Genomic DNA, 13,430 nt, shown 5'->3' on the forward strand with positions numbered 1-13,430 from the left:
AAATAATTTCATTAATATTTACAAAAAATTACAAGCGGTTATTTTGTTTGTTTTTTATTACGTACTCCTACTAAATAACCGACAAAAGCAATACCAATTAACACAATCCAGAATGTTAATTCCCAGCCTGTTGAATGAGGAAATTCTTTAGGTAATATACCCACTTTTTCATGAGCTAATGTTAAAACAACAAGTTTTACCCCAACCCAGCCAACAATTAAAAATGCAGCAGTTTCAAGTGAAGGATAGTCGTTTAAAACTTTTACAAACCATTGCGCGGCAAAACGCATCATTATAACGCCGATAAAGCCGCCTAATAGCATAATAATAAATTGCCCACCATTAATGCCACCAATATCAAAATTACCTAAGTGTGGAAGCGTCACAGCAATAGCAACTGCAGCAAGCATTGAATCAATTGCAAATGCTATATCGGCAACCTCCACTTTTAAGACAGTCATCCAAAAGCCAGATCCCTTTTTCACAGCTGCCTCATCATTTTCTTCTTCCTCATCTTTACCTTTTCTCAAGTCATAAATATTTTTAGCTGACATAAACAATAGGTAGGCTGCTCCAACCGCCTGAATTTGCCAGTAATTAACTAATACTGTAATAACAAAGAGCGCAGAGAATCGGAATATTAATGCTCCAAATAATCCGTAAAAAAGTGCCTTTTTTTGTAGGTCATGCGGTAAGTGTTTCACCATAACAGCCATTACAACCGCATTGTCTGCTGCTAATAATCCTTCTAATACAACTAGTACAATCAATACCCAGCCATATTGTAATAATATTGCTTCCATCCTCTGTTCCTCCTTTAAACTCTGTATACCCAAAATTGCGATCATTTACTAGTCAAATGCAAAAGAAAAGACCCATGCCTGAAAGAAGGCAAAGGTCTTGCTAAGCAAATTTATATTTGTCACTTCTCTCATTACAGGTATCGGCATTGCACCTTTTTCAAAGCAACAACATTTGCTATCACACCCGATGGTAATACCATGTCTTGACGAATGTGAAATCAGATGCATCGCTCGCATCTGCTAGCTACTCCCCTTTAACAAAATGTCTAAGGATATTTCTTTTGTTCGTTTATTATAGCACTATCATTTAAAGCTGACAAAGAAATCCATCATTATTTAATTTGAATATGATAGTTTTTATCGTCTTTATGTGCTAGATAAAAATCAACCATCTTCGGCATTGTTTGTATAAAATCAGGACATGTAATATTTCCTTTTTGTAAAATAGCAACCGCTTCTGCTGTATCAAAGACAGCATTCCAAGTTAAATAATCTAAAGATTCTTGCTCGACACCTAGCAACTTACGAATGAAAGGTACTTTTAACGATTTTTTTGCTAACGATAAAGGAAAACGTCCTTTAGGATAATGATCCGTTAATAATTTTACCATTGTGCGATATACCTCTTGTACAGGGTGTGGGTTCGGATCTGTTAAATGTAGCGTTTTGCCTTCTGCACTTTTCTCCTCCACTATATAAGTTGCGGCATTTATAATATAATCAACCGGCACAACATTGATAGCTGAGCTCGACAGCCCTATATAAGGTATAACCGGTAACCGTTTTAATTTATCCACCATATTTAAAAAGAAATATGGTCCATCAAATTTAATCGTTTCCCCAGTCTCTGAATGTCCACGCACAATTCCTGGTCTAATAATCGTTATAGGAATCTCCGATTTTAAATCTTCTACACGATGCTCTGCCTCATATTTTGTTTCCTCATAATAGTTTTTAAAAGCAGGCGGTCGGATTAATTCATTTTCACGTAAAATCCCTTCACGTAGCCCAGCAACATATGCTGTACTAAAATACATATACCGCTTTAAATTTGGAAGTGTACGTACAAAATCATTTACCATCGCTGTTCCATGTACGTTGACCTTCCAAGCGATATCTCTAGGAACCGCTAAATCATAAATAGCTGCTAAATGCCAAAACACTTCAATTTGAGGCAGTATTTCCTGTACTACTTGATTTGTCATCCCTAAATTAGGTAGTGTAATGTCCCCTTCGACAATCTGTATCGTACACTGAGGATAGTCTACTTCTATCTTGCCTTTTTCAACAGTTGCTTTTGGTAATTCCCCTGCTAGCACTATTGCGATAACCTTTTGTGTTTTATTTTTTTGAAATAGCTCTCGTATTAATTGACTTGAAATGAATCCTGGAAAACCCGTAAAAAAATGAACACCCATATCTCATTTCCCCCTTGTACTTAAGGCAATTTTCTAGTTTCTTTATCCATTAAGCTATAAACAGCTGGCACTATATATAATGTCAGCAAAGTCGAAGTAATAAGCCCACCAATTACAACAATGCCCATAGGCTGGTTCATCTCAGTACCTTCACCAATACCAAGTGCAAGTGGTAGCAAACCTAATATTGTTGTTAATGCTGTCATTAATATTGGACGCAGTCGATCTTGTGTAGCAAGTAAAATCGCATCATATGACTTCATGCCATGCATCTTTTGCTGATTTATATAATCGACAAGTACAATTCCGTTATTCACAACAATGCCAACGAGAACCAAAATACCAATAACAGATGTCACACCAAGTAGTGTTTTTGTAGCAAACATTGCAATCGTAACACCAATAATCATAAGTGGTACTGTAAACATAATAACGAAAGGATATTTAAATGACTCAAACTGCGCAGCCATTACAATATAAACAAGCACTACAGCCAAAGCAACGGCTAAAAGCATGTCATCAATTGCACTATCATAAAGCTCTCGATCGCCACTAAAAACAACTTGCGTTTCAGAAGGTAAGTTAGCTTTTTCAAGAGCCTTATCGACCTCCTTTGAAATACCACCTAGTGATTCCTTCGCTGTATAATCAATGAAAAATGCGACTGCGGCAGCCTGATCAGAACGTCTAATGGATACTGGCCCTTCTTGTATAGATACGTTAGCGATTTCATCAAGCGTAACAAATAGACCTGCAGGAGAACGAATCTCCATTGCCTTTAAGGACTCAACACTTTCATTAAATGCTTGTCCAAAGCCTGTAAAAACCGATAACACAGCTCCATCATCAGCAATCATTTGAGTTGTCAGCTGTCCCTTTGTCATTTGATTAACCGTTTGGGCTATTTGTGCCGGTAAAAAGCCGTAATCCTTAGCTTTTTCACGGTCTACTTCAATTTGAATTTCCTGAACTGTATTATCTAAATCCGTCATTACATTTGTGACAACGTTAATGTGCTTTAGCGCTTGCTGTACTTTTTCAACTGACTCTTGTAAACGTTGTTCATTTGAATCGGTTAATCGGAATGTCAATGTATTTGGAGATGAACCTGACGATGTAGAAATATTAAATGTAATTTCAGCTTGCTCACCTAGCTCATTGTTTAAATCCTTTTCTACCTCTTCTACAAATTCAAAAATTGAGCGTTTACGATCTGCAAGTGGTACTAGCTTCACATAAATTTCCGCTCGATTTGCAGTTGTTTGTCCACGTGATTGCGACTGCTGCGTACCGCCAATTAGGCTCACATAGACGTCAACATCTTGTTCTTCTTTTAAACGCTCCTCTATTGCAGCGACAACCTGTTCCGTTTTTGTAACGGCAGCCCCTCTGTCAAGATCTACACTAATAGAAGCAAAACCTTCATCTGTTGCTGGTAAAAATTCCGTACCAATTCTCGATAAGCCAAACACCGATAAACTAAAAAGGATAACAGCCGAAAAAATGACCAATAAACGATGCTTTAATACCCAAACAACGGATGCATTATAGTGCTTATAAAAGGACGATGCTTTTCGAATTTCATTTATATTTTGGTCTTTCATTTTTAATAGACGACTTGCCAACATTGGTACAACTGTTAATGCTACTAATAGCGAGGCAATTAAACTGAATGAAATCGTAAGTGCAAATTCTGTAAAGATTTGCCCAATTAAACCTTCTATAAACATTACTGGAATGAACACAGCAATAGTTGTTAATGTAGATGCTGTTATTGCTAGCGCCACTTCCTTAGTGCCTTGCATTGCTGCTTCTATTGGGTTCTTACCAAGCCCTAAATGTCGTTCCACATTTTCAATTACTACGATTGCATTATCAACGAGCATCCCAATGCCTAATGCAAGCGCACCTAATGTCATAATATTGAGCGTGAAATGAGCAAAATACATTAATACAAATGTGACGATAACAGAATAAGGTATTGCAATACCAATGATAATTGGGCTTTTCACACCTCGTAAAAAGAAAAATAGCACAAGCATTGCAAATAAACCGCCTAATAGTAATGAAGAACCTATGTTACTTATCGCTAAATTCACATAATTACCTTGATCTACTAATATGTCTGCTACTACACCTTTGTATTGTTCTTGTGCTAGTAAGTCATGTAAAGATTGTTGGAACGCTTTTGATACTTCAGCAGTATTTGCCCCAGACTCTTGCAAAACGGACATTAATACAGCTGGATGGTCATTAGCACGCGTTTCTGTTAATGATTTTTGCTCCGCACGCTCGACGGTCGCTACATCTCCTACCGTTAGTGTTTCACCGTCTATCGGATTGACGGATACAATTAAATCCGCAATATCTTCTGGTTTTGTTAACGTACTAATAATACGTGTCGTCAACATTTTGCCATCAGCAGTTAATACAGGTTCTCCAGGTAGTGACACATTATTCGTTTGAATGATTTGAATAATATCAGCTTGGGTTAAGCCTTTTGCAATTAATTTCGATTCATCCAATGTTACTTGTACTTCTTCTACCAGCTTGCCGGATACGTTTACACTCGCAACTCCATTAGTACGACGAAGCTCTTTTTCTAACGATTCCGCTAATATACGCACGTCCACCTGATCATTTACTGCACGTAGAGAAAGCTGAATGATTGGAAACTGTGACGGGTCAAATTTTAAAAAACTTGGCTTTTGTGCATCGCTTGGTAGAGGTGTCATATCAATCCGCTGCAAAATATCGAGTTGAACATCCTCGATATTCGTTGTCCAATTAAACTCTAGCACAATTAAATTTGAACCTTCCTGCGAGGTAGATTGTAGTTTTTTAATGCCTGGCAAGGTGGCCAATGTCGCCTCTAAAGGTTTCGTTACCTTTTCATTTACTTCCGTTGAGCTCGCACCAGGATAGGAAGTAACAACGACACCAATGGGTGGATTTAATTCGGGAATTAAAGTAATTGGGATTTTTAACAATGAGACGCCACCTAAAATAATTATTAGTAGCATCGAAACAAGTGTAAAAACAGGCCTTTTAATCGAAAAGTTACTAATGTTCATTGTATATACTCCTTTTCTTTCTCTTCTTTCCTATGATAGCCGAAAAGGGGGATTTTTTATAAATTAATACATTATGTTGAAACAATTTCATCCTAAAAAATAAAATTATTCCCATCATTACGCTACAGGCGGACGCTTTCCGCTCCATTGAAATATTCATTATTTCCCAAGAAAAACTATAACCATTTCCTTATATTGTATATATTCTACACCAATCGCTTATTTTCCTTGTAAAAAAACACGAATCGATGAAATGTCGATTCGTGTTTCTTTTTATAGAAGGCTATATAATTTGATATTTTCGTTTTTATCTGAGAACCAACGCATAGCAAATTCATTTTCAAATAGGAAAACAAGATTGTCAAAGCGGTCTTTTACAAGCGTTGAACGACTTGAAGACATCGATTCTTTTACATCTTCTTCATTTTCAATCCAACGTGCCATTTTTGAACCAATTGGTTCCATTCTTACTTCAACATTGTATTCATTTTTCATGCGGTGCTCAAATACTTCAAATTGTAATTGACCAACTGCACCTAAAATAACTTCTTCTGTATGAAGCGTTTTGTAGTATTGAATGGCACCTTCTTGCACCAATTGTAAAATCCCTTTATGGAATTGCTTCGATTTCATTACGTTTTTCGCTGTCACGCGAACAAATAACTCTGGTGTGAACTGCGGTAATTTTTCAAATTGGAACGTTTTCTTGCCACCTACGACAGTGTCACCGATTTGATATGTGCCTGTATCATATAAACCAATAATATCTCCAGCCACCGCTACATCAACTGTTTCACGGTCGTCAGCTAAAAACTGTGTAGACTGTGTCACTTTAAAAGATTTACCTGTACGAGATAGCGTCATATTCATACCACGCTCGAATTTACCAGATACAATACGTACAAAGGCAATACGGTCACGGTGTGCAGGGTTCATATTGGCTTGAATTTTGAAAATAAAGCCCGAAAACTCTGGATGCTCAACAGGGTCAATGAACTGCTCATCTTCTGTAATACGAGGTTGAGGTGTTGGAGCAAATTTTAAATACGTTTCAAGGAATGTTTGTACCCCAAAGTTTGTTAAAGCAGAACCGAAAAACACAGGTGTTAATTCACCGCGGCGGATTTTTTCTTCAGAATAGGCATTCCCTGCCTCATTAAGTAGCATAATGTCATCAATCGCTTGTGAGTAATATGAAGTGACTTTCATCGGATTATCAATTGCTAACTCACCGTTCTCATCGATTGGTAAGAAACGTTCTCCCTCATCCGTACGGAATTGCTCAATACGTTTGTTATAACGGTCGTAAATACCAAGGAATTCTTTCCCCATACCGATTGGCCAGTTCATTGGGTAGGCATGAATGCCAAGCACTTCTTCAAGCTCTTCAATTAGCTCAAGCGGTTCTTTCCCTTGACGGTCTAATTTATTGATAAATGTAAAAATCGGAATACCGCGCATTTTACAAACTTTAAATAGTTTTAATGTTTGTGCCTCAATCCCCTTAGCCGCATCTACAACCATAACAGCACTATCTACTGCCATTAATGTACGATACGTATCCTCAGAGAAATCTTGGTGTCCAGGTGTGTCCAAAATGTTAATGCGTGAACCACTAAAATCAAACTGCATAACAGAAGATGTTACCGAAATACCACGTTGTTTTTCAATTTCCATCCAGTCCGATGTTGCAAATTTTCCTGATTTCTTACCTTTTACTGTACCTGCGTCACGAATCGCTCCGCCAAAAAGTAAAAGCTTTTCCGTAATCGTCGTTTTCCCAGCATCCGGGTGGCTGATAATAGCGAACGTACGTCGTGCTAATATATCTTTTTCTAAATTTGAAGTCATCTCTTCATTCTCCTTTTTTCATACCTACTAATAATAAAAGAAGTCTAGCCCTTCGTACAACCTTTTTACATGATTTCACCAAAAAGAAAACCCTTTAGTCACTACTAAAAGGGTTTAGACTGCCAATTAAAAATATTTTATTCATTAAATCATATACAATACGTTTACATTTTGTGCGAGTGTAGAAGCCTCCACTACGCTGACTTGCAAGGATGGGCTTGTAGGAAGAAATATCTTCTTGACTAGCTGTTCCTCTTCATCACTTAAAAGGTTGTGACACAAATTAATTTAGACAAATTTTAAGTGTCCTGCCTCTATAGCAATTTCTGCATCATTATGTGGATATTTTGTATTTTCAATAATTTGATAATCTTCATGTCCTTTACCAGCAAAAATAATCATATCCCCTGGTTCAGCTATCTCTATTGCATGACGGACTGCTTCTGCACGGTCTCCAATACAGGCATAATTTTTATGCAGCATACCTTTAGCAAGATCACCTGTAATACTATCGTAATCCTCATAGCGCGGGTCATCTGTCGTTAAAATTACATAATCAGCTGCAGATGCTTTTTCAGCCATTGCAGGGCGCTTAGATTTATCACGATTACCACCTGTACCAACTAAGAAAATAAGCTTACCTTTTTTATATGGCGTAGCTGCAGCAATCGCCTTTTCAATAGCATCCGGTGTATGCGCATAATCGACAAAAATTTGCACTGGCAAATCTGAACATACTTTTTCCATACGTCCTTTTACTGGTGGTAATTGCTCTATCTGTTCAATAATTGCGTCCATTGAATAGCCTCTGCCATAAAATGCAACCATTGCAGCAAGAACATTATAAATATTGAACTCACCAAGTAAATGCATTTTCACAGGAAATATTCCTTCAGGCATAACTACATCAAATGAAGTCATGTAATCATGGTACTCACAATTAATGGCACGGAAGTCAGCTGTCTCATCGTTTAATCCATAAGTCCATACTGGGAACGGTGTCATTGCTGCATAGCGTTCTGACCAAGCATCATCCGCATTGAGCACAACTAGTTTATTTTTTTCTAAGTCTTGTCCAAGTTGAGAGAATAATAAGCCTTTTGCATTTCCATATTCCTCCATCGTACCATGGAAATCAAGATGATCATGAGTAAGATTCGTAAAAATGGCAACATCATAATCAACACCAGCTAAACGACCAAGTGCTAATCCATGTGAAGAAACCTCCATTGTCATTAAACGGCAGCCTTCCATTTTTGCACGGAAAATCATTTGTTGCGTCGATAATGCATCACTTGTAGTATTTGCCGATTCATATAAAATACCATTTAAATTAAAACCAATTGTTCCTGATAATGCAGATTTCTCGCCCATACCGTGCATGATATTTTGAATAATACCTGTTACAGATGTTTTACCATTCGTCCCTGTTACACCAATCATTGTCATATCTTTTGAAGGATAATCAAAAAACTTAGCAGCTAACAAACCAACTGCACGATCTGTATCCTTCACAACAACTTGTGCAATCGCATCAGCTAATGGTAGTTCTCGTTCTGTGACAACAATAGTTGCACCACCTTCAACAGCTCTTTGCGCATAATCATGGCCATCCACTGTGTAACCTTTAATACATACAAACATGCTGTTAGGTTGCACACTTCGAGATCCGATAACGATATCCGTCACTTGATCCGGTAACACGCCAATTATTTTTTTCAAAGGTAATGCACTTAACAATTCCTCTGCATACATTTCATAGTCCTCCAATCAATCTCAACATTCATTTCATCATTTCTTGTTTTTCGACAAAAAAAGACAATTTGAATACCCCCACTTACCTAATGAATTTATTTTACTACTTATTCGCCTAGAAATGAAATGCCTCACGAAACGTTTTTTAAATGAAAACGCTACCATTTTAAAAATTAAGTTGGATTTTTCCTATCTTATCAAAAATCGGCATTTATCGACAACAATGAATCATGTATGATGGGAATATCGATTAAAAATTGAGGTGCTAAATATGCAACAATTGGAATTATTACGTATGCGCAATGAGATTATCTTGCTATTTTATGTGACAGCTATTTTTGCCTATGGAGTGCTCATTATGTTAGATCTCTATAGTAACCTCGAAGTACTGATCGGTGTGTTGTTAATAATATTTCTACCTCTACTAGCTGGTAAAATTTTTAAAATTAAACCAATTGCAATGCAATGGGTAATAATTATTTCAGGCAATATAGCCATCGTTTATCTTAATATTTTCAGCATTTCCTTAACTAGTTTTATTTGCTTTATTTTCTATATATTATTAATAACTATTTACCAATCGATAAAATTGAATACTTTAATTAGTATTGTTTCTTTGCTGGAAATTATAGCTCTTTCTCATTTTCTCCGGATTTCCAGTGAATTTATTGTCCATGCACGGTATTTCGAAACATTTATTTTTGTTGTATTGTTACTCACTATTGTAGGTTGGATTCAATCTCGCCATTTACAACATTTCTGGTATCGACTAAATGAGATGAACTTACAGAAAAAACAAGAGTTGCTTTCGCAAGAAGCCTATTTGCATTTGTTTTTCCAACATGCAAATGATTGTATTGCGGTTTTTAGTTTAGATAATCGCGTTATTGATGTAAATCCTGCTTTTGAGGAAGTATATGGTTGGACAAGAGCAGAAATTGTTGGCAAGAGCATCCCTCTCGTCCCTCCAGAAAATGTTTTGGAAGCTGAACAGCGCTATGCAAGTCTATTAGAAGGAAAAAGCTTTAAACTGTTAGAAACACAAGATATGCGTAAAAATGGTACAGTTTTCGATGTCGAAATTTCACTCTCGCCTATCTATGATCGCACAAACAAAATAATAGCTATTTCTGCTATTTCACGCGATATTTCTTATAAAAAGGAAAATGAACAACTTTTACTACAATCAGAAAAGCTAAAAATGGCAGGCGAAATAGCAGCTGGGGTAGCACATGAAATCCGTAATCCTATGGCCGTTATATCAGGTTTTGTTCAAATGATGAGTACGGAAAAAGATTCAACCTGCTACGCATATACCGAAATAATTCAATCTGAAATCGAACGAATTAACTTAATTATTGGTGAATTTTTAGTGCTGTCCAAGCCTCATGTTGAACAATTAAAAGTCGTATCGATTGACGACGTGATTAACAGTATTAGTCATCTATTTCATCTCGAATTTCAAAAGCATAACATTACCTTTTCACTACATATTGTTAGCGAAGATAACCAAATTTTAGCTAATGAAAATCAGTTAAAACAGGTATTCATTAACATTATTAAAAATGCCATTGAAGCAATTGAAGCACGTACAACTGAAGGAGAAATTATTATTTTTATTGCTAAAGATGCGGAAGGATTAATTATGGTGACAATTACAGATAATGGTGTTGGAATGTCCGAGGCACTGATTAAGCGTATTTTTGAACCTTTTTATACGACCAAGTCAACAGGAACCGGCCTTGGTATGCTCATAACAAACAAGATTATTCAGGAACATGGCGGCACTATTGCTATTGAAAGCAAGTTAAACTGTGGTTCAACTATAAAAATAAAATTACCGCCAGCAGAAAACAATGAGGTTGGAGGTGTCTAAACGTACAAGACACCTCCCTCAGCATTACTTCATAATAGTTCGAATAAGCTTAACCTTTTGTTTATATGGCGGAAAAAGAATATTTGTTTCGAGCTTTGAAGATTTTTTTAATATCGATTTTGGATGTGTAAAATTATCAAAGCTTGCCTTTCCATGATAGGCATTAATCCCTGAAGGACCAACCCCACCGAATGGCAAATGCTGATTTCCGACATGTGTTACCGTATCATTTATACAGCCACCACCAAATGGTAGCTCCTCTAAAAAGTATTGTATCGCTTTTTCATGTTCAGAGAAAAAATAAGCAGCTAATGGTTTAGGCAATTGACGAATTTGATGTATGGCAAGTCGTAAATCATCATATACCATAACTGGTAAAATAGGTCCAAATAGCTCATCTTGCATTGAAGGACTTGACCACTTCACATATTCAATTATGGTAGGCTCAATATATAAATCATCACGATCTGTTCGCCCTCCATATGTAATTGTGTCCCGCTCCTCCACTAAAATTTTTTGCAGACGATCAAACTGTCTTACATTCACAATACGACCGTAATCCGGACTTTTCATCGCATTTTTCCCATAGAAAGAACGGACAGTGTCCTTTAACAATTTCATAAATCGATCATAAACGTCTTTATGGACAAGCAAATAGTCTGGAGCTACACACGTTTGACCAGTATTTGTAAATTTTCCCCAAGCGATTCGTTTTGCCGCAACTTCTAAATTTGCCGTTTGATCGACTATTGCTGGGCTTTTACCACCAAGTTCGAGTGCTATCGGAGTTAAGCGTTCAGCTGCCGCTTTTGCCACTATTTTACCGACCGCTACACTTCCTGTAAAAAATATATAGTCAAACGAAGCATGAATAAGTGCAGTTACTTCTTCCTTTTCACCTTCTACAACACGTATATAAGAAGGATCAAATGTCTCTTCAATAATTTTTTTCACAATATTTGCTGTATGCACAGACGTTTCAGATGGCTTTACAATAGCTGTATTCCCACCAATAATTGCACCAATTAAAGGCTCCATCACAAGCTGAAATGGGTAATTAAATGGCCCAATAATTAACGTCACACCATATGGCTCTCGAACAATAAAGCTTTTCCCCATTTGAAGGTGAATTGGCGTTTTAGCCGTTTCAGGCTTCACCCATTCCTCTAAATTTTTCACCATATAAGAAATACTATCCAGAACAATTCCAATTTCTGTTGCGTATGCCTCGAACTCACTTTTTCTTAAGTCTAAAAACAATGCATTCAAAATATCCTTTTCATACTTTAAAATACTTTTCTTTAAGTTCATTAATTGATTTTTTCGAAACTTTACATCTTTTGTAGCGCGAGAAAAATAAAATTGTCGCTGCTCTGTAATCATATTTTCAACATCTTGTGGCGTAAAATTCATAAATAAACACCCCTTTTTTAAAATTGCGATACATAGTTTTGTCTTTTTTGAAACAAACTATCTTTGTCTATACGATACAACATTGAAGGAAAAAAATCCTCCTTCTTAAATAGGAGATGATGTAAAAAAACAGAAATAGTAACTAATGATGCCATGTTTTTTTTTGAGAAACTCGGGAATTATACAATTACATATTAAATCGAAACGGGGGCGTAGAGAATGACAACGACAACAGGAACTTGGTGGGAATCCATTTTTTCAGGAGCATTATCGCACGGTATATGTGAAGAGAAATTATCGTTATTGCAAGATGAGGCTTTTTTATATTTTTCTACAATGCAGTCGGAGAAAGACACTTTATTGGAGGAACCTGAAGTAAATTAATAAAAAGCGCATCATAGGTGGCTATTTCCTATGATGCGCTTTTATGTTAGTTCACAGCTACAGTGTGCTGTATTTTTTTAAGTTCAACCTCTAAACGATTAATTACTTCCTCCTCAATAGCAAAGCTGCCGTCCTCTAAACGTATAATTTGCTTGTCGATAATATAAACGGAATGGGCAATATCTGTTGCCCCTAATACAGCCAATACCGGTTTTAGAGCATATTCTAACGCAAGTAAATGCCCAATAGAGCCACCCACTGCTATAGGTAAAATCTTTTTACCTACTAACGCTTTTTGTGGCAATAAATCTAAGTAGGTTTTTAATATTCCTGAGTAAGATGCTTTATATATAGGTGTTAAAATGACAACAATATCTGCTTCCTCCACCTTTTGATTTTCTGCTTTAATGGCTTCACTTGCAAAGTTTGCAGTTATTAACGCAGCAGCTGGCAGTTCATGTACGTGAATTGTGTGTATTGTTGTACTCTGAGCTGAGAAAAAACACTCGACCTTCTCCTGAATCGCCGTTACACGCGAATACCTCGTATTACTGCCATTAATAATCACTACTTTTGTCATCTTGCTCACTCCCTTTATTTTATTAAATAAATTTTACTACCCCATTTCGAAGTAGTAAGCCTTCCGGACAAATTAAGAAATATTTATTTTGTCATCATTACAAAAGTGGTCGTTTATTGAATTCACATTGTGTACTGGCGTTAATTTCTCCCTTTGACAAAAAAGAGGCTTCTATATTTCCAGTCAACAACTAAGCCGTTGTGAAAAATAGAAGCCTCTAGATGTCTAGTCAGCGTATATCGTCTAATACCAAGTAATCTTATAAATTTAATTTAC

The 13,430-nt window shown here is 36.5% G+C and carries 9 protein-coding genes; 2 read left to right on the forward strand and 7 right to left on the reverse strand.

Annotation, left to right across the window (positions count from 1 at the left end):
- Positions 1 to 38: 38 nt before the first annotated feature.
- The 5 genes from ACQKNX_RS14980 to ACQKNX_RS15000 form a co-directional block, all read right to left on the reverse strand.
- Entirely contained in the window at positions 39 to 803 is a 765-nt protein-coding gene (locus ACQKNX_RS14980) for a TerC family protein (RefSeq protein ID WP_427429558.1), read from the reverse strand.
- A 332-nt stretch (positions 804 to 1,135) separates the two neighbouring features.
- Positions 1,136 to 2,221 (reverse strand): SDR family oxidoreductase, encoded by a 1,086-nt coding sequence (locus ACQKNX_RS14985; protein ID WP_427429559.1) that lies wholly within the window; start codon positions 2,219 to 2,221, stop codon positions 1,136 to 1,138.
- A gap of 20 nt (positions 2,222 to 2,241) precedes the next feature.
- On the reverse strand, positions 2,242 to 5,295 hold the full coding sequence (locus ACQKNX_RS14990; RefSeq protein ID WP_427429560.1) for an efflux RND transporter permease subunit: 3,054 nt from the start codon (positions 5,293 to 5,295) through the stop codon (positions 2,242 to 2,244).
- A gap of 273 nt (positions 5,296 to 5,568) precedes the next feature.
- Positions 5,569 to 7,146, reverse strand: coding sequence for a peptide chain release factor 3 (locus ACQKNX_RS14995; RefSeq protein WP_427429561.1), 1,578 nt, complete (start codon positions 7,144 to 7,146; stop codon positions 5,569 to 5,571).
- A 288-nt stretch (positions 7,147 to 7,434) separates the two neighbouring features.
- Positions 7,435 to 8,901 (reverse strand): UDP-N-acetylmuramoyl-L-alanyl-D-glutamate--2,6-diaminopimelate ligase, encoded by a 1,467-nt coding sequence (locus ACQKNX_RS15000; protein WP_427429562.1) that lies wholly within the window; start codon positions 8,899 to 8,901, stop codon positions 7,435 to 7,437.
- A gap of 271 nt (positions 8,902 to 9,172) precedes the next feature.
- On the opposite strand from ACQKNX_RS15000, the gene ACQKNX_RS15005 reads away from it, so the two are divergent.
- Positions 9,173 to 10,777: a two-component system sensor histidine kinase NtrB gene (locus ACQKNX_RS15005; protein WP_427429563.1), complete on the forward strand. Its 1,605-nt coding sequence runs from the start codon at positions 9,173 to 9,175 to the stop codon at positions 10,775 to 10,777.
- Between the two features lie 24 nt (positions 10,778 to 10,801).
- Here the strand turns inward: ACQKNX_RS15005 and ACQKNX_RS15010 are convergent, their stop codons facing one another.
- On the reverse strand, positions 10,802 to 12,190 hold the full coding sequence (locus ACQKNX_RS15010; RefSeq protein ID WP_427429564.1) for an aldehyde dehydrogenase: 1,389 nt from the start codon (positions 12,188 to 12,190) through the stop codon (positions 10,802 to 10,804).
- Positions 12,191 to 12,409: 219 nt separating this feature from the next.
- Here ACQKNX_RS15010 and ACQKNX_RS15015 point away from each other — a divergent pair, with 219 nt between their 5' ends.
- Positions 12,410 to 12,574 (forward strand): hypothetical protein, encoded by a 165-nt coding sequence (locus ACQKNX_RS15015; protein ID WP_427429565.1) that lies wholly within the window; start codon positions 12,410 to 12,412, stop codon positions 12,572 to 12,574.
- Positions 12,575 to 12,620: 46 nt separating this feature from the next.
- Here the strand turns inward: ACQKNX_RS15015 and ssuE are convergent, their stop codons facing one another.
- Entirely contained in the window at positions 12,621 to 13,154 is a 534-nt protein-coding gene (gene ssuE, locus ACQKNX_RS15020) for an NADPH-dependent FMN reductase (protein WP_427429566.1), read from the reverse strand.
- Between the last annotated feature and the right edge of the window lie 276 nt (positions 13,155 to 13,430).

The organism is Lysinibacillus sp. NPDC093712 (assembly GCF_050280025.1).
Taxonomy (GTDB): domain Bacteria; phylum Bacillota; class Bacilli; order Bacillales_A; family Planococcaceae; genus Lysinibacillus.